Raw genomic sequence first — 18,333 nt, forward strand, 5'->3', positions numbered from 1 at the left:
TCTGGAAGCCCAGATTGAAAGGTTCGTCGATTACTATAATCACCACCGCTATCACGAGAGCCTTGGGAACGTAACCCCGGCTGATGCCTATTGGGGACGCCATAAGCAGGTCCTGGAGCACAGGCAGGTGATTAAACGGAAAACTCTTCAAAACCGTCGCTTGTGCTACCACGCGCAAGCCGCTTAAAATCAAAACGTAAACCGGGCCAAACACCCCGCTACTCAGAAGCTAATTCTGTCTAACTTCACTCGACGACGGACAAGGCCTACACCTCAGACAAGCGCGCAGAGCAAGACGAGATCCGGGGCAAGAAAAGTAGACAACGAAAGACTCCAGGGTCTTGGGAATGGATTGATAAGTTCAGGGAGTATGCGAACCCATACGCGGGGGCGCTGGCTCTTTTCATGTTCACCACAGGCTCAAGAATTACTCAGGCAGTTGAAATGGTGCCGGATGATCTGGACTTAATGAGCCATAGAGTATTTTTGCCATCAGCCAAAGGACATGATGCGCAGTGGGTAAACATCACGACAGAGATGGTTGTTACACTCGCCAATCTACCACCAAGAAACGGGAGAGTATTCGGCTACGCCAGCCATCACAGCGTTTACAAGCACTGGCAGACAGTCTGCAAGGAAGCTGGAATTAAGTACATCGCACCACATGCTGCCGGTCACCATGGCTTTGGAACTGAGACAGTAGTGAGGCAGGGTATCAACGTAGTTGACGCGGCTGAGGCAAGGCGCTGGTCAAGTTCCAGAGTGCTACTCGACAGCTATGCACACTCTGAAGATGGTTCAAGAAAAGTTCTCGATGCGTTCTCTCGTGACAATGCAACCAAATCCGCAAAAGCAAAACAACAGCAACGCAGAATATTACATAACTAATTGAAATTATTGACAAATAAAATCCAAATCTCACCCCCAATTTCCCATCAATACGAATTTCTGGATGCACACTTTACAAAATTCTAAAACAGGCGTAGATTTTCAATCAAACGATTGATTGAAAAAATAGGTGTCGTCATGACAAACTCCCCCACCCCAAATGAACTGCGTGAAGTTCTGGCATCTGACACCCCATCGGCCAAAACAAAACGCGACCTTATTGAATCTGCTCTCTACCACTTTGGTCATGAGGGATATGCCGGCACATCCACGCGCTCTATCGCGCAAACAGCAAAGGCCAACATTGCCTCCATTGCCTATCACTTCGATGGCAAGGCCGGGTTGAAGCGGGCATGCATCAACTTCATTGCCATGTCGATTGGCGATGTGATGTCTGTTGTGCTGAACCGAAAGCTCTCTGACATCGAGCATCTGTCACCTGAAGACGCGCGCACTAAGATTCTGGAGATGATCGACCGCATGATCACCTTCACCCAAACAAACAAGCGCGCTGAACTGGTGATTGGCTTTATGCTCAAGGAGGTGTTGCACTCACCAGAGGAAGTGGACACGCTTTACCACTTGATCTTTGAGCCGCTGATGGACCGTGTCACCGTGCTCTTCAGCCGCGCAACTGGCCAGCCTGTCGCCTCTGATGAACTGAAGCTCGCAATCTTCGCCATGATCGGCCAGCTGCTTTACATCCGTCTGGCCCGTCCGCTGGTGCTCAAGCGCATGGGCTGGCAAGCCGTCGGCCCGGATGAGCTGGCACAGATCAAATCCATCCTCCATCGCTCAATCAACGCCTTGCTGGATGATCTGTCGAAAGGCTCGAACCATGCTTAATGTCTGCGCCCTTCCTGTTGTGGCAAGTTGGCTTGCCTTTTGCGCGCCGGAACCAAACCTGACCGCTGGTTATGTTGAAGGCGAGTACCTCAAGCTGGCGCCAGTGGAGCTCTCCGAAATTACTGATGTGCAGGTCGAAGAAGGAGAACGGGTCAAGAAAGGCCAGCTCATTGCCATATTGGAATCCTCCGATGCCAATATGAAGCTGGCTGAAGCCAAGGCTCAACTGCAACAGACACTTGCCTCACTCAATGACCTTAAGCTTGGCAAGCGCCCTGAGGAGATCGACGTTTTAAACGCCACCCTGCGCTCAGCACAGGCACAGGCCAAACATTCGCAAAACGTCTACGACAGATATCAGGGTCTACTCGGGCGTAAAGTCATCTCTCAGGCACAGTTTGATGAAGCAGAGACCGCCCTGCTCGTTGCGCAAGCCCGCATAACAGAGCTGCAAGCCCAGCTCTCCGTTGCCAAACTGCCAGCACGTGAAGATCAGATCGCTGCCGCCGAGAGCCAATATGAGATGGCAAAGGCGAAAGTTGATCTGGCCGAGTGGTTGCTGGAGAAGCGAAAGATCTATGCACCTGAAGATGCCAAGGTCACAGACGTGTTCCTACACTCTGGTGAAATGGCAGGCCCAACAGCGCCAGTTGCCAGCCTGTTGCCCGTCAATTCCATCAAGCTTCATTTCTTCGTGCCCGAAGAGCAATACACCCAGCTGGAAGTTGGTACCCGGTTCAACGCCAGATGCTCCGGCTGCGCCACCCTGCAAGCCTTGCATATCACCCACATTGCAGAAGGCCCGGAATTCACCCCACCAGTCATCTACTCTTTAGAGACACGCGAGAAACTGGTTTATGAGGTGCAGGCAAAGCCAATCACGAAGCATTCTCCGTTGAGACCCGGTCAGATTTTTGACGTTGATCTGGACAGCTTGCAATGAACGCAATTGAAGTCAAAGGCCTGACCAAACGCTTTGGCGACAAGCTGGTCGTCAACAATGTCTCGCTCAAAGTCAAACCGGGTGAGATTGTCGGCTTCCTTGGTCCCAATGGTTCGGGCAAAACCACCAGCATCCGGATGATGTGTGGGCTCCTGAAGCCAGACGAAGGCAACGGACAGGTGCTTGGGTATGATCTGATCAAGGACCGTCTGCTGATCAAAAGCCAGGTCGGCTACATGACGCAGAAGTTCTCGTTCTACGAAGATCTGACCATCGAGGAAAACCTGAGCTTTGTCGCGCGGCTTTACAACCTCAAACCAGTGAAGCAGCACACAACCGCAACACTGGAAAAGCTCGGCCTGCTCTCCCGCCGCAACCAGTTGGCAGGCGAACTCTCTGGCGGATGGAAACAGCGCCTCGCTCTGGCGGCCTGTACAATGCACAAACCGAAGCTCCTGCTGTTGGATGAACCCACCGCAGGTGTAGACCCAAAGGCCCGTCGCGATTTTTGGGAGGAGATCCACCGCCTTGCAGCTGATGGCATGACTGTTCTTGTCTCCACCCACTACATGGACGAGGCCGAGCGCTGCCATCGCATCACCTACATCTCATATGGCGAACTTTTAGCCGACGGCTCCCTGCATGATGTCATCGCAGATGCAGGACTGTACACATACACACTCACCGGCCCCAACCTTGAACGTTTCATTCCTCGGCTTCAGGAAAACAAAGGCGTGCAGCAGGTCGCACCGTTCGGCAACTCATTGCACGTGACAGGAACAGACCTTCAGGTATTGAAACGCGCGCTCAAACCACTGGAGCAACACGAAGACATCCAGATCGAACAATCAGAAACCAATCTGGAGGATGTCTTCATCAAGTTCATGAGTGACAGCACGGACAATATTCAATGAGCAGAGTATTCTCCCTTCAGCGGCTCTTTGCCATGCTCATCAAAGAGTTCATCCAGATGCGCCGCGACCGTATCACCTTTGCCATGATGCTCGGCATTCCCCTGCTTCAGCTCGTGCTGTTTGGATACGCCATCAACAATGACCCGCGCGGCCTCCCCACGGCTCTGGTCTCAATGGCAAATGATCCATACTCCCGTGCCGCCGTCACAGCCCTTGAAAACTCTCAGTACTTCAAGTTCACTGATGTGAATGTCTCACCGTCAGAAGCCCGCAGCCTGCTCCGGCGTGGTAAAGTCACGTTTGTGGTGACGTTCCCAAGCAACTTCGCCAAGCAGGCAGAAGCGGGGACACCCAACGCGCTGATTGAAGCAGACGCCACAGACCCGGCAGCATCCGGCGCTGCGGTCGCTTCTGCCCCGGCAATCATCGAAAAAGCGGTTGCATCCATCAAACAGAAGAATCCAAGTCTGAAGCAGGATCTTTTGAAGTCCAGCACCATCATTCATCGCAAATACAATCCGGAAGGCATCACTCAGTACAACATCGTCCCCGGCCTGCTGGGCGTCATTCTTCAACTGACACTGGTGATGATGACAAGCATCGCACTGACGCGAGAAACAGAACGTGGCACCATGGAAAACCTTCTGGCCATGCCCGCATCTCCTTTTGAGATCATGTGCGGCAAAGTCCTGCCCTATCTGGGCGTGGGGGCGGTTCAGGTCGCCGTAGTGTTGAGTGCAGGCCGCCTGCTCTTCAACATCCCGTTTGAAGGCGGGTTGCTGTTGCTTATCGGCGCCATACTGGTTTTTGTGCTGACATTGGTTCTGCTGGGCTACTTCATCTCAACAATCGCCCGCACGCAAATGCAGGCCATGCAGATGACGTTCTTCTTCTTCCTGCCGTCCTTGCTGCTCTCCGGCTTCATGTTCCCCTACGCGGGCATGCCGGAATGGGCGCAAATGCTGGGCGAGACCTTCCCGCTCACTCACTTTCTGCGCGTTGTTCGCGCGATCTTGCTGAAAGGCGCGGAATGGAGCGAGGTATCTGCAAGCGTTTACACCCTCTTCCTGTTCGTCGGCCTGCTCCTGATGTTGGCTCTCAAGAGGTTCAAGAGGACACTGGACTAACAACTGCCCGCAAGAAAAGAGGCACTGTTTTGCAGCGCCTCAATCAGATCAACTAGCTGGCCTCAAAAGCCTCAGCACTTTGAGAGGCGCCCGCCTCTTCAGTTCCACTTGAGACCAGATTGGCCATCAGGCGAAAAGCCCCCGGCACCAGCTTTTCCATCTGGTGATGCAGGATAAGCGAGGTGTGAATGTGCTGCCCCTGCCCAAAGTCACCCGCAAGCAAAATGCCTTGGTGAGGTGCTTCATCAGGGTCCGCCATCTCCAGCAGCGGCTCATAGGCAGCATTCCAGCTCTTCGCAAAATAGAGCCCACGCTCCTTGTGCCAGTTCGCCCAATCGCTCTTGCCAATCTCGTTAGGCTGGTTGAGCAAGGCATGCTGCGGGTTCAGATAACGCACCTCGGCATTTTCATCCGTCACCCGCCAACGCAGGCTCGGTGATCCAATTTCAAGCGGTTGAAGGGGAAGTTTCTCTGCATCCCAGCGATCCCATGGACGGTGATAGAGCGTGATCAGGCGCCCACCAGCTTTCACCCACGCATGAATATCCGCAATCAAATCATGCAGGTCCTGTCGGCTACGGAACGCAAAGATGCCGACGACGAGGCAATCCAGCCCTTGCAGCCGCTTGGCACTCAACTCACCAACAGGCAAATCGACCAGTTCAACGCCAATGTCACCAAGCCATTTGGCGACGCGATCATTACCGCTCCCAACATAGCCAACGCGCCTCGCATCAAGGCGAGCATCAACCACGCAGACCCGAACCGTTGCCGGAGTAACTCGAACGCGCTGACTCACATGCGGATAAGACACAACATGGACTGTGTAAGCCTGCTCGCCCCCTTGCAGGATCGGCAGCTCATAAAGCCCATTGGCGACATCATCCGGCAGAGCAATCTGGAAAACACCATCGTCAAACTGTGCCGTCCATCCTTCTGGCACATCAAGGCTCAAGCCCTCGGCATTCCCCCCCACCGGAATGCTCAAGGACCGGTTTTCCAGCGTGTTGTTGAGCACGAAGCCCGTGTCATCCAATGTAACCACATGAGAAGGAAGCACAATTGGCTCCGCCTCAAACGGCAGCCGCGTTTCAACCGCCACACCATGAGAAGTAAACTGAAGCTTTGCACAGGGCGCCTGAACCGCATCAGGGCGGTAAACAGCAGGATACGGATCACTGGTGTCAGCCTCACCCCCAACTTGGACGCAGCCGTCTTGCTGCACCCAGCCCTTCGGCAAATCCAGCTCAAAGCTCACGGCTTCACGATTGCATTCAAACGCAACCTCAGCGCTCTCACCACGCTTCAACTGGTCTTGAGACAACCGCACAGAGGCAACAATGCCCTCTGCCAGCTCAAGCACCTTCGCAAGCTGCAGCTCCTTGCGCTCCAAACGGTGCAGAACTTCATCACGGGCTGTCTCAGGGCAATCATCCATCGCCTTCCGCAACAACTTCAGAGCCTGCGCTGCAGCCGCCCCAATCATCGCACGGTTCGGGAAGGCCTCAATCGCATCCAGGCAATGATCATGCGCCTTGTCCAGCAATGCTGAAAGTGCTGGCGCTCCTGCAAACGCAGCAAGCTCGGAAAGGTCTTTCGGAAGATTATCAGATAAAGACAGCTCGTCTGTTCCAACCGTGCTTTCCGCCAGATGCAGCGGCCAGACATTGCTTTTGTCGTAAGCCTGCCAGCGCCCCATACCTTGTGTTTTATGGAATGCACGAGACTGTTCCCCAATCTGCGCCCAGCTCCAGCCGGTGACTTCCTCTTCACCGTTGCCATCAAACTCCAGCGTCGCAGGTGGTGGTGGAACCTCATCATCATACGCCCCGCCCGCACCAGACCATGCTGGCAGGTAGAGCTTCTTGACGGTCCAGCACGGCAGATCAACATCAGGAAACTCAGGATCAGCCGCCGCTTTCATCACCTCAAACGCAGCCTGCGTCATGGCGCGGTGGTGACCATGCTGGCCGGGAATATTCAAAAAAGTCGGGCTGATGATGTCTGGCCGCTCTTGCCGGATGATTTCAACAAACCGCTTCAGCGTGCGTTGATGCCCCCACTTGCTAAGTGTCTCAACACCGCTCTTTGAAAACCCGAAGTCAAAAACACTGTCCTCAGCATTTTCCGAGAGCCAGTACATGCGCATGTTCAACACATCACAGGCTTTTTCCATTTCAGCGGAGCGCAATACACCAAGGTTCTCGGTCGCCTCGGTGCCAATATCATTTTGCCCGCCCTCACCGCGATTGGCGCAGGCATAAGACAAGGCAATGCCATCGCGAAGACCGATCGCTGCCAGCATCTCAGAAATCTCATCATCCGGATGAGCTCCCGTATTCATAAAGGAAACCGTTGACTTGAGTGGCTGCAGCGCCCGCCAAAGGTTCACCATCCGCACACTTTGCTTGTGCTCGGCAATACGTTCTTGTTCTGAAAGTGGCATCGTGTCCCCTCAGGCTACCTTCGAAATACTTGGAATATAGGTGTCGTGTATAATCAGCGCCGCTGCTCCAAGAGCCGCAGTCATCCAACCAGACGCTCCACGCACCACACGCGGCAACGTCCGGTCAGCACGAACGGAAACCGTCGCATCAATCAGGTTCAGTTTAGCAATCAGCCGTTCCAGCAACTCCGGCGGCATGGCGCCACCCAGAATAACGGCCTCCGGATCAAACAGGTTCTCAAGCGTTCCAATGGCCTGCGCCAATGGGTCAGCCGCTTCACAGATCCACTCATCCAGATCAGGATCATTCACGGCCAGCAGATCAGAAAGGTCCTTCTGGCTCTCGGCCGACTTGCCGCGCTTTTGCAAAAACTCACTGGCCGCCATACGGCTGGTGTAGGTTTCAAGGCACCCACGATTGCCGCAGGAGCAAAGCCGCCCGCCCCGCTCCACAACAACGTGCCCCAGCTCACCCGCGTTGCCAAACGCACCGCGCAGGATCTCGCCATTGGAGATCACCCCAAGCCCCAGACCTGTACCAAAATAAACAAAACAGAAGGATTGCAGATCCGTAGCAGAGCCAGTTGTCTGCTCTGCAATCGCCGCCGCCGTCGCATCATTTTCCACGCGCACAGGCACCTGAAGCACATCTTCAAACAGCACCTGCGGGTCTTTATCGTCCCAGCCAACCAGCTCGGCCTTCCCCGCTCCGGTCAATCCCACACGGCCAAACGGACCTGGCATAACGATTCCCGCACCCAAAACAGGCGGTGCGTTCTTGCCAATGGATGAAAGAGCCTCATCGCAGGCCGCCTTAACGGTTGGCAAAACCACAGCGGGCTCACTGCTCTCGATATGTATGCGCTTGGTGTAAAGCGTATCGCCAAGAAAATTCACCAGCGCGCATAAGATCGCGTTAGGGCGAACTTCCACCCCCAGCGCAACAGCACCCGCCGGATTTAAAGTGTACTGCACCGCAGGCAAACCACGCCCTTTTGTTTGCCGCTCACCTGCAAGAATCAGAGCCTCGCTCTCCAATTCAGCTATGATGTTACTCATTGCCTGTGTGGACAAACCGGTCAGGCGCGCAAGTTCTGCTCGCCCCAGTTTGCCATGAGAACGTAAGTGCCCGAGAACGACTTTCCTATTGTGAAGTCGAGTTCTTTCGGCGTTGGAGCCAATGATTTTAAGTGGTGTTTTTCGATGCATATCTATCCATTAAATCAAAACACTTGAATGCTCAACTCAATTGAATTAAATCTGTTCAGCATTGTGAAATATTAAGAGAAGAACATTTCTTTTCGCAATTTATCAAAAGAAGCCGGGGCGAGGAATAGAGGGCAGCTCCGACTTTAGGACTTAGGAGAGGGTCTTATGAAGCAGTTGAAAAAGTGGATGCTGGGGGCAACCACCGCGGCTTGCGCAATGTATGCAGCAGGTAGCGCACAAGCAGTTGAAATTGAGTACTGGCAATATTTCTTTGAGCCACGTGTGAAAGCAATGGAAACCCTGATCGAGAACTTCGAGAAGGCAAATCCGGACATCACCGTGAAAATGACCCACTTCCCGTATGCGGATTACCGTACGAAAGTGGCAGCAGCGATCCCTGCGGGTCAGGGCCCGGATGTGGTGCAGCTGTTTTACGGCTGGTTGAACGACTACGTGAACGCACAACTCATTCAGCCACTTCCAAACGATGTTTTCCCGCCAGCTGAAATTGAGGCTGAGTTCTTCCCAATGGTTCAGGCCATGAAGCGCGGCGATCAGTACATGGCCCTGCCAACCGCAGTGCGATCACTGGCTCTGTTCTACAACAAGCGTCTGTTCGACAAAGCTGGCATCGACGGCCCGCCAAAGACACTGGACGAACTGGTTGAAACCGCAAAGAAACTCACCCAGAAAGACGGCGCAGGCAACCTGTCCACCGTGGGCATCACCACAGGCATGAACGCACAGGACCACCACTGGTTCCGCGAAGTGCTTATCCGCCAGTTCGGCGGCGATCCATACATGGATAACTACAAGAAAGTGAACTACGACACAGATGCCGGTAAAGCCGCTCTGAAGTACTACTCCGATCTTGAGTTCACCCACAAAGTGACCGCAGCAGGCTTCATGGATGAGCCACAGGCCGCCTTTAAAGCAGGCCGGGCAGGCATGCACATCGACGGCTCCTTCCGCATCGGCGCACTCAACAAGGTCCGCGGCCTCAAGTGGGGCGTTGCAGAGCTGCCAGCCGCAGCTGATGGCACCCATTCCAACTACTCGTCTTATTGGGTGAACGGCATCACGTCCAAAGCCACCGATGAGAAGTACGATGCAGCCGTCAAGTTCATGAAGTACGTCACCTCCGATGAGGCCATGCAAGTCTGGCTCGACACCGTTGGCGAACTTCCTGCAAAACCATCTGCAGCGATGACAGAAGCCAATGCCAACCACGAAGTCTACGGCCCATTCATCAAAGGCCTCGGCTATGCGAAGACAACAATCTTCGCCAACGAAAGTGGTCAACGTCAGGCTCTGATGGACATGGTTGGACGCATGCGTCTTCAAGATCAGTCTGTAGATGACTCTCTTGCTCAGGCAGCAGGCGAAGAGCAGAAGATCCTCGACGACTACTACAACTAAGCATCACGCGACAGTCTATCAAAACGTATGTGTGTGGGGGCTCCACCTTGCCCCCACACCATCAAGACAGCATGTAGGGCAAAGGCTCCTTTAGCAGAGCCATAAAACACCTTAAAACAAATAGTTAAAGCAGTCTCATGACTCATACTCTGAGAAAACTGCTGCAATTCCGGCTATAACCAGGGGGCGGTTTTGGGGATTTATAAGAGGCTCTCGATCTCGCAAAAGCAGATCGTCTGGGCGTGGGGGCTACTTGCCATCCCAATCGTTTTTTATGTAGTCGTGCGCTTCTATCCAACAGCGAACGCTATTCTGCTCTCTTTTCAGGAATGGAACCTGCTCGGCTCCCGCAATTGGACCGGGTTCGACAATTATGTAAAGCTGTTCAGTGATCCCACATTCTGGAAAGTGTTCGGCAACACCTTCCTCTATTTGATTTTGGGAACACCAAGCTCCCTGCTCCTTGCCTTCGTAATCGCGTTCCATCTCGACAAACTACGCTTCATGCATGGCACGATCCGGGCATTGTACTTCCTGCCATTCATGACCAGCGCGGTCGCAATGGCGTGGGTCTGGCGCTGGTTCTATCAGCCGGTTCCAATCGGCGTCTTCAACAACACGCTGGCCACCTTCGGTATCCCGCAAATCCCGTTCCTGAACTCAACCACCTTTGCACTGCCATCCATTCTGGCACCGGCCATCTGGGCAGGACTGGGCTTTCAGGTCATCATCTTCATGGCTGGTCTGCGCGCTATTCCGCAAACCTATTATGAGGCCGCCCGCATTGATGGCATCTCTGCGTGGGAAACGCTGACCGAGATCACCATTCCGCTTCTCAAGCCAACCATCGTCTTTCTGGTTGTCTTCTCCTCCATTGGCTTCCTGCGCATCTTCGATCAGGTCTTCAACATGACCACGAATGATCCCGGCGGCCCGCTCAACTCCACCAAGCCGTTGGTTCTGATGATCTATGACACGGCCTTCAACTCTTTTGACATGGGGTACGCGGCGGCACAAACAGTTGTTCTGTTCACCGTTTTGCTTGTCGTCAGCCTGCTGCAATTGCGCGTCATGAGGGATAAGTAATATGGCTTTCTCAGATACTCTGGACACAAGCAAAAAGGCCACGGCCCTGCGCAATTCTGCCCGCAGAAAACGCAGTCAGGCGCAGTTCATCCGTTGGCTCCTGCTGTTTGCAGGTGGCATCGCTATGATCATGCCAATCGTCTTCATGCTGTCCACCTCCTTCAAATACCCGTTTGAGGTCTACAACCTGAACCTCATCCCGGAAGAACCAACCATCGAGAACTACACCTACGTTCTTGAAGACGGGCGCTTCTTCGGCTGGTTCACTAACTCTTTGTTCATCGCAACCATCACAACCATCTGTAACGTGCTGTTTGACAGCCTCGTCGGTTACGTCCTATGCAAGTACACCTTCCCGGGCCGTTACATCATCTTCATCGCCATCCTGTCGACCCTGATGATCCCAACCGAAATGCTGGTTATTCCGTGGTACCTGATGAGCTCTGCGTTCGGTTGGCTCGACACCTATTGGGGCATCATGTTCCCGGGTCTCATGACAGCCTTTGGCACCTTCCTCATGAAGCAGTTCTTTGAAACTGTACCAGACGACTTCCTCGAAGCCGCGCGCATTGATGGCCTGAACGAACTGCAGATCTGGTGGACCGTGGCCATGCCGCTGGTGCGCCCTGCTCTGGCAGCGCTGGCAATCTTCGTCTTCCTTGGCAACTGGACAGCCTTTATCTGGCCGCTCATCGTCACCAACAGTCAGGAAATGTACACCCTGCCCGTTGGCCTCACCACCTTCTCCGTAGAAGCGCAGGTGGAGTGGGAACTGATCATGACAGGTGCAGCAATTTCAACCATCCCGACCCTGATCGTATTCCTGGTGTTCCAGCGCTACATCATTCGCGGCGTAGTAATGGCAGGGCTTAAAGGATGATCGACAGTTCCAAATTCCCCCATCCTGTCTACAAAGACACAGTGCTTGCACCGCTTTTTGAAGGCGTAAAAGCACACCATGTCGCCTCAATCACCCAGATCAATCAGGCCCATCTGGTGATGCTGTGCGAGACTGGCATTGTCTCAGTTGAAACCGGCAAGCAAATCGCCAAGGCACTCCTTGATATCGAGAAGGATCTGGCAGACGCTGATCCGGAATACACGGGCGAATACGAGGACTACTTCTTCCTCGTTGAAGCCGAGCTGAAAAAGCGGCTCGGCCCAGACATCGCTGGCATGCTGCACACAGCGCGCTCGCGCAATGACATGGACCACACCGTCTTCAAGCTGGCGCTGGCAAAACGCTGTGATGCTCTCACCCAGCAAGCTCTGCATCTGTGTGATGTGCTCATCAAAAAAGCCGAGATCGAAAAAGAAACGCTGATTGTTGCCTACACCCACGGGCAACCGGCACAACCATCCACCTTTGGCCATTACCTGTCCGCCGCACTGGAAGTTCTGTTGCGTGATCTGGAACGGATGAATCTGGCAAGAGCTGGCATTGACCACTGCCCGATGGGGGCTGCAGCCATCACCACCTCTGGCTTTCCGATCAATCGGGAGCATATGGCGCAGCTGCTTGGCTTCAGCGAACCGCTGCTCAACTCCTATGGCTGTATTGCCTCCGTAGATTACGTGACTGGCCTCTACTCGGCCATGAAGCTCATGTTCCTGCATCTGGGCCGCGTCATTCAGGACATGCAGTTCTGGAGCGCGTTCGAAGTTGGACAGCTCTACGTGCCAAACAGCCTGGTGCAGATCTCTTCCATCATGCCGCAAAAACGCAATCCGGTGCCAATCGAACACCTGCGCCATCTGGCATCCATCACCGTTGGCCGCTGCGATGCAATCGTCGGCACCATGCACAACACCCCGTTCACCGATATGAACGACAGTGAGGGTGAAGTGCAGCAGGCAGGGTATGCAGCCTTTGAAAGCGGCAGCCGCGTGCTGGATCTTTTTGCAGCACTCATCGCCGCAAGCTCAATCAACGAAGCGCGCGTCGCAAAGAACACGGACGCCTCCTGCATCACCATCACAGAGCTGGCAGATACGCTGGTGCGTGAAGAAGGTCTCTCCTTCCGTCAGGCCCATGAGATTGCAGCAGACACAGCCAAAGCAGTGATCGCAGAGCAAAGACCACTCCGTGACGGCTTTGACCCATTTGGCAAGGCCTTTGAGGCACACGCCCAAAAGGTATCCAGCATGAGCGAAGACCAGTTCATCCATGCTGTCAGTGCCGAAAATTTCGTTGCTATTCGCACCCGTCCCGGCGGGCCAGCTCCAAGTGCCTTGGACGCTGCTTTGGAAACTTACAAACAGTCCGCCAAAGCCTTGAGAGCCAAAAACAAATCATTTGCAGATCAAAGCGTGCAAGCCACTTTAGTGCGCAGCGCTGCTTTTGCAAAACTAGTGCAGGAGTGATCGATTGACCACCGTATCCCTAAACAATCTCGTTAAGTCCTACGGGGACACTCAGGTCCTGCATGGCATCAATTTGGACATCCAGTCCGGTGAGTTCGTTGTTCTGGTTGGCCCGTCCGGCTGTGGCAAGTCCACCACCCTGCGCATGATCGCAGGATTGGAGGAAATTTCTGCAGGCGACATCCGCATCGGCGGTGATGTGGTCAACGACATGGAGCCCAAAGAGCGCAACATCGCTATGGTCTTCCAGAACTATGCGATCTACCCTCATATGACGGTGCGCAAAAACATCGGCTTTGGACTGCGCACCTCCAAGCTCTCCAAGGATGAGAAAGACGCGCGCATCGATGAAGTCTCCGGTATTCTGGAACTGACAGACCTGCTCGACAGAAAGCCGAACCAGCTTTCCGGCGGTCAGCGCCAGCGCGTCGCCATTGGCCGCGCCATGGTGCGTGATCCAGCTGCCTTCCTGTTTGACGAACCTCTGTCCAATCTGGACGCGCAGCTGCGCACTCAGATGCGACTGGAGATCAAAAAACTCCACCAGCGCGTTGGCAACACCATCATCTTCGTAACCCACGATCAGGTCGAGGCCATGACAATGGCGGACCGTATCGTGATCATGAAAGACGGTCACATCCAGCAGGTCGGCACACCATTCGAAGTGTTCTACGAGCCAGCAAACATCTTTGTGGCTCAATTCATCGGCGCCCCTTCCATGAACATGCTGAATGGCATTGTGAAGGGAGAAACGATCGCTCTGGACAATGGTACCTCAGTTCCAGTGCCAACCACCAAGCTCAATGAAAATCAGAAGGTCGCCGTTGGTCTGCGCCCGGATGCCCTGCTGGTTCAGGAAGGCGAAGGCCTCTTTTCCGGCGAAGTGTCCGTGATCGAACCACTCGGCACAGACACTCTCGCCTACGTGAAAGTGGGCGAAAAGGAAGTCATCGCTAAAGCCTCTGGCAGAACACCGCCTGCCATTGGCGACACAGTCAACCTGCATGCAGCACCTGAAGCCATTCACTTGTTTGATGCGCACACCGGGGAGGCTATCCGGTGATCTCAAAACAAACCGATGGGGCAATCGTCTGTGCGGGACGAGTTTATTGCGACCTCATCTTTACTGGGCTCACCGAACTACCAAGACTAGGCGAAGAAACCTACGCCGAAGAACTGGCAGTTGAACCTGGAGGCGGCGGTTTCATCACCGCTGCCAACCTTTCCGCATTGGGCCACAAAACGACCCTTCTGGCATCCATGCCCGGCGGCCCGTTTGGCTCTGCGATTTTAGACAAGATGCAGCGCAGCGGCGTTGACCTGAGCCTGTCGCCCTTCAATACCGCAAACGGTGCTCAGGTAACAGCCGTCATCGGCTGTCAGGAAGACCGCGCCTTCCTGACAAAGCGCAATGGCACCGCAGTCCCAAGAGACATGCTGGAGGCGTTCAGCACGTCAAAAGCCAGACACCTGCACATCGGTGAACTGGCAACACTGCAGGAACTTCCGGAACTGCTGGAGATCGCCAAGGCCGCAGGCATGACGGTTTCTCTGGATTGTTCTTGGGATCAGAACTGCCTCCTCAATGGAGAGGTTCAGGACCTCATCGCACAGGTGGACCTGTTCCTGCCCAACGAGATGGAAGCTGAGCATCTTGGCTACCTGAAAGAGACAGCCAACTGCCCGACACTCACAGTTGTGAAAAAAGGCAAGGCAGGTGCAACCGCCATCACTAAGGACGGCGAGATCACCGTAGCCGCAGACCCCGTCCCTGTTGTCGACACAACTGGCGCCGGAGATGCCTTCAACGCTGGCTTCCTGAGCTCATGGCTCCGCGGAGCAGACATCGAGACTTGCCTGCAAGATGGCAACAAGTGCGGTGCAGCAGCCGTTATGCGCGTCGGCGGCGCACCTTAAATCAAACAAAAAGGGCACACACGCTGTGGCCCTTATCCCCCTTAGCTCCCCCTTTTATCCCCGCTTTCACCTTCCCTCAGCATCACTTGCAGTCGCAGCACATATGTTCTGTCCCATCTGAAGCAAGCAGCCAGAGCGACTGAAGATGGAGTACCGCTAAAAGGGTACTTCTGCTGGACACTCATGGACAACTTCGAATGGACAGAAGGGTATTTCCCGAGCTTTGGCCTGATCCACGTTGATTTTAAAACCCATAAACGCACCATCAAGCAAAGCGGCAGGCTTTACTCCATGGTCGCCAGCCAACTGCAGAGTGAGATGCAAGAAGCCTCAGAGTAATCTGTCCTTCAACTCAAACCAGGTGTAACTGAGAGCAAGAAGGTGGCGCCGCATAGTCCGGAAAGGAAACTCTGTCGGCGCTACCTTCATAAAGTTCGGACATGGCAGTTTTATCGCCTCCCCCAATATCTCAGCTGCCACCAACTGCCCGGCATAAGTGGCCATAGCAACGCCATTGCCATGATAGCCAAAAGCGGCGTAAAGCCCCTGCGCATTGGGAACCGCACCTGCAAATGGCACGAGCTTATGGGTCAAACAAGCAAGGCCAGACCAGAAATCTGGCGTTTCAACTTTCGCCCATTCAGGAAACATCCGCTCAAAGTCACGCCGTGTAGCTGCGCGCATACGCTCTCGCGCATGTGGCGTAGCACTTACGCTTCCCCGCATACCAAAGAGCATTCGCCTGTCCAGGAGCAGACGGAAGTAATGCAGCAAAGTCCGGGTATCATAGGCCATCTGACTAGAAAACCACCCCTGACGCTTCAGCTCTTCATCAGAAAGAACGCGCGACATCAAAATGTTAGATTGCACCGGAAGATATTTTCCAGCCATCCACTCCGGCATATTTTCAGAGGAATAGCCATTGGTCGCCAGAAGCACTTTTTGCGCACGCAACTGGCCCGCTCTTGCCTTTAGAACATACTGCGCATCAGCAGCAGGAGTAATGCCAAGCACAGTGGTCTGTTCATAAAACCGACCGCCTTGCGCCTTCACAACCTCAGCAAGACCACGCGCATATTTGTAAGGATGCAGCGCAAACCCGATTGGAATTGTCAGCCCAGATGAAAGGCCTGAGGCCGTCATCCCAAGCTCTGCAAGTTCATCTTTGTCATGAAAGCTGCAGCTGATCCCATAGCGCTTTTGTATGTCCGCAGCCGTATCTTTCAGCTGATCAACACGCTGAGCTTTGTGTGCAAGAACCGTTTCGCCTTTGGAAACAACATCGGCATCAATCGAGTTCTGTTCCAACAGCTCTGCAACCAGATCAATGGCTGCACGCTCTGCATAAAAGTACCGCCGTCCATCCGCTTCCCCATAGCGATCAATCAAGTCAGCATCATCTGCAATCGTCCCGCCCAGACAGCAGAAACCACCATTGCGACCAGAAGCCCCCCATCCAATATGTTGAGCATCCAGCACCGCAACATCGACACCCTGCTGCGCAAGTTTCAACGCTGCAGACAGCCCTGTGTATCCACCTCCAACAACAGCAACTTCACAGGACTGTTCATCGGAAAGCGGCGCACCAAGCGCCTGAGGAGAGAGCGAACGATGCCAGAAATTCCCGGCAACCGGTTGCTCTCCATATGCATCCTCTTGAAATATGCGGTGCAAACTCAATCGAGCCTGAGCCTCCTCAAAACTTATTTGATGCTTTGGGCAGTAACATCAGCAGCCGTCAGATCCAACGCACGATGCACTTTCTGAATCAACTCATCCACCTCACTGCGCGAAATCACAAGTGGCGGCGAGATGATCATACTGTCGCCAACATGGCGCATCACCAAGCCACTCTCAAAGCAATGATCTCGGCAGATCGTCCCAACAGTGCCTTTTTCAGCTTCAAACCGAGCACGACGCGCCTTATCCGGTGAAAGTTCCAAAGCACCAACCAGGCCACAAATACGCGCCTCGCCGACCAGCGGATGCTCGCCGAGAGCTTTCCACTTTTCAGCCAGATACGGCCCTGTATCATTCGCAACCTTTTCAGGCAGTCGCTCATTTTCAATGATATCAAGGTTCGCAAGTGCTGCTGCGCAAGCTGCAGGATGCGCAGAGTAAGTAAATCCGTGATAGAACTCGCCGCCATGCTCAATAAAGCCCTTGGCAACCTTCTCACTCACCACAACCGCACCAATCGGCAGATAACCAGAGGAAAGCCCCTTGGCAATCGGCATCAGATCCGGCTTGAAGTTGAAAGTCTGTGAGCCAAACCAGTTCCCCGTACGCCCAAACCCGCAAATCACCTCATCAGCAATCAGCAGGATGTTGCGTTCACGGCAGATACGCTGAATCTCTGGCCAATAGGTCTCCGGCGGAATAACAACACCGCCTGCCCCCTGAATAGGCTCCCCGATAAAGGCCGCCACATTGTCTTCGCCAAGACGATCAATCTCAGCCTCAAGCTCACGGGCACGCATCAGGCCAAACTCGGCAGGGTCCATGTCCCCGCCTTCACCATACCAGTAAGGCTGGTTGATGTGAGTGATGTCAGGAATAGGCAACCCACCTTGCGCGTGCATCGCACTCATACCGCCCAAGCTCGCACCGGCCATGGTAGAACCGTGATACGCATTATGACGGGAGATGATCGTCTTCTTGGTCGGTTTGCCTTCACTGGCCCAGTAATGGCGCACCATACGAACAACGGTGTCATTGGCTTCAGAGCCTGAGCCCGCAAAGAATACATGGTCCAGATGATCCGGCGCCAGATTAGAGATCCTTTCGGCAAGGGCAATCGCAGGCGGATGTGAACTCTGGAAAAACGTATTGTAATAAGGCAGTTGTTGCATCTGCCGGTGAACCGCCTCGATAATTTCTTTGCGGCCATACCCCACATTCACGCACCAAAGCCCTGCCATTCCATCCAGGATCTTGTTGCCCTCAGAATCCCAAAGATAAACACCATCAGCCCGCGTAATCACACGCGTCCCCTTGGCGTTGAGGGACTTAGTATCTGTAAACGGATGCAGATGGTGGGCAGCATCCTTTTCTTGCAGAACACGAGTGGGCGGAAGATTAGCAATATAGTCCATGGGGTCAGTCCTTCCGAAAAGAGGCACGCCCTGCAAACCGGGCAATAGAAGTAAACTCCCCATTATTTTGTGATCACAA

17 protein-coding genes are annotated in these 18,333 nt (G+C 54.0%); 13 read left to right on the top strand and 4 right to left on the bottom strand.

The genetic code is table 11. The features are described 5' to 3' along the window. The 6 genes from PsAD37_RS27780 to PsAD37_RS19980 form a co-directional block, all read left to right on the top strand. A partial coding sequence (locus tag PsAD37_RS27780; protein WP_193778309.1) for an integrase core domain-containing protein occupies positions 1 to 187 on the top strand: 187 nt, incomplete at its 5' end. 218 nt (positions 188 to 405) lie between these two features. Next, on the top strand, positions 406 to 888 hold the full coding sequence (locus PsAD37_RS19960; RefSeq protein WP_153039816.1) for a hypothetical protein: 483 nt from the start codon (positions 406 to 408) through the stop codon (positions 886 to 888). 138 nt (positions 889 to 1,026) lie between these two features. Next, positions 1,027 to 1,734: a CerR family C-terminal domain-containing protein gene (locus PsAD37_RS19965; RefSeq protein ID WP_063297629.1), complete on the top strand. Its 708-nt coding sequence runs from the start codon at positions 1,027 to 1,029 to the stop codon at positions 1,732 to 1,734. Continuing rightward, positions 1,727 to 2,677 carry an HlyD family secretion protein gene (locus tag PsAD37_RS19970; RefSeq protein ID WP_063297630.1) on the top strand — a complete coding sequence of 317 codons (951 nt, stop codon included), beginning with the start codon at positions 1,727 to 1,729 and terminating at the stop codon, positions 2,675 to 2,677. Before PsAD37_RS19965 ends, PsAD37_RS19970 begins: the two co-directional genes overlap by 8 nt. Beyond that, positions 2,674 to 3,591, top strand: coding sequence for an ABC transporter ATP-binding protein (locus PsAD37_RS19975; RefSeq protein ID WP_063297631.1), 918 nt, complete (start codon positions 2,674 to 2,676; stop codon positions 3,589 to 3,591). Before PsAD37_RS19970 ends, PsAD37_RS19975 begins: the two co-directional genes overlap by 4 nt. Further along, positions 3,588 to 4,718, top strand: coding sequence for an ABC transporter permease (locus PsAD37_RS19980; protein ID WP_063297632.1), 1,131 nt, complete (start codon positions 3,588 to 3,590; stop codon positions 4,716 to 4,718). Before PsAD37_RS19975 ends, PsAD37_RS19980 begins: the two co-directional genes overlap by 4 nt. Positions 4,719 to 4,770: 52 nt before the next feature. On the opposite strand, the gene PsAD37_RS19985 is transcribed toward PsAD37_RS19980, so the two are convergent. Together PsAD37_RS19985 and PsAD37_RS19990 are read right to left on the bottom strand one after the other, a co-directional pair. Next, complete coding sequence (locus tag PsAD37_RS19985; protein WP_063297633.1) at positions 4,771 to 7,164, bottom strand: PIG-L family deacetylase; 2,394 nt, start codon at positions 7,162 to 7,164, stop codon at positions 4,771 to 4,773. 9 nt (positions 7,165 to 7,173) lie between these two features. Next, positions 7,174 to 8,373: an ROK family transcriptional regulator gene (locus PsAD37_RS19990; protein WP_208991990.1), complete on the bottom strand. Its 1,200-nt coding sequence runs from the start codon at positions 8,371 to 8,373 to the stop codon at positions 7,174 to 7,176. 165 nt (positions 8,374 to 8,538) lie between these two features. Here PsAD37_RS19990 and PsAD37_RS19995 point away from each other — a divergent pair, with 165 nt between their 5' ends. The 7 genes from PsAD37_RS19995 (at position 8,539) to PsAD37_RS27785 (ending at position 15,498) form a co-directional block, all read left to right on the top strand. Continuing rightward, a complete protein-coding gene (locus tag PsAD37_RS19995; protein ID WP_063289272.1) occupies positions 8,539 to 9,792 on the top strand; it encodes an extracellular solute-binding protein in 1,254 nt (417 codons plus the stop codon). Positions 9,793 to 9,984: 192 nt separating this feature from the next. Then, positions 9,985 to 10,878, top strand: a complete 894-nt coding sequence (locus PsAD37_RS20000) for a carbohydrate ABC transporter permease (RefSeq protein WP_063289273.1) — start codon at positions 9,985 to 9,987, stop codon at positions 10,876 to 10,878. Position 10,879: 1 nt separating this feature from the next. Next, positions 10,880 to 11,758: a carbohydrate ABC transporter permease gene (locus PsAD37_RS20005; protein ID WP_063297634.1), complete on the top strand. Its 879-nt coding sequence runs from the start codon at positions 10,880 to 10,882 to the stop codon at positions 11,756 to 11,758. Further along, entirely contained in the window at positions 11,755 to 13,242 is a 1,488-nt protein-coding gene (gene argH / locus PsAD37_RS20010; RefSeq protein ID WP_063297635.1) for an argininosuccinate lyase, read from the top strand. The genes PsAD37_RS20005 and argH overlap by 4 nt, the downstream gene beginning before the upstream one ends. A gap of 4 nt (positions 13,243 to 13,246) precedes the next feature. Continuing rightward, positions 13,247 to 14,305: an ABC transporter ATP-binding protein gene (locus tag PsAD37_RS20015; RefSeq protein WP_063297636.1), complete on the top strand. Its 1,059-nt coding sequence runs from the start codon at positions 13,247 to 13,249 to the stop codon at positions 14,303 to 14,305. Further along, positions 14,302 to 15,159 (top strand): carbohydrate kinase family protein, encoded by an 858-nt coding sequence (locus PsAD37_RS20020; RefSeq protein ID WP_063297637.1) that lies wholly within the window; start codon positions 14,302 to 14,304, stop codon positions 15,157 to 15,159. The genes PsAD37_RS20015 and PsAD37_RS20020 overlap by 4 nt, the downstream gene beginning before the upstream one ends. Positions 15,160 to 15,240: 81 nt before the next feature. Further along, positions 15,241 to 15,498: a family 1 glycosylhydrolase gene (locus tag PsAD37_RS27785; RefSeq protein ID WP_084407988.1), complete on the top strand. Its 258-nt coding sequence runs from the start codon at positions 15,241 to 15,243 to the stop codon at positions 15,496 to 15,498. On the opposite strand, the gene PsAD37_RS20025 is transcribed toward PsAD37_RS27785, so the two are convergent. Together PsAD37_RS20025 and PsAD37_RS20030 are read right to left on the bottom strand one after the other, a co-directional pair. Further along, a complete protein-coding gene (locus PsAD37_RS20025; RefSeq protein WP_063297638.1) occupies positions 15,490 to 16,839 on the bottom strand; it encodes an FAD-binding oxidoreductase in 1,350 nt (449 codons plus the stop codon). The two genes, PsAD37_RS27785 and PsAD37_RS20025, sit on opposite strands and share 9 nt — an antisense overlap. Positions 16,840 to 16,862: 23 nt before the next feature. Next, positions 16,863 to 18,254 carry an aspartate aminotransferase family protein gene (locus tag PsAD37_RS20030; protein WP_063297639.1) on the bottom strand — a complete coding sequence of 464 codons (1,392 nt, stop codon included), beginning with the start codon at positions 18,252 to 18,254 and terminating at the stop codon, positions 16,863 to 16,865. Between the last annotated feature and the right edge of the window lie 79 nt (positions 18,255 to 18,333).

Source organism: Pseudovibrio sp. Ad37, from assembly GCF_001623075.1.
Classification (GTDB): Bacteria; Pseudomonadota; Alphaproteobacteria; order Rhizobiales; family Stappiaceae; genus Pseudovibrio.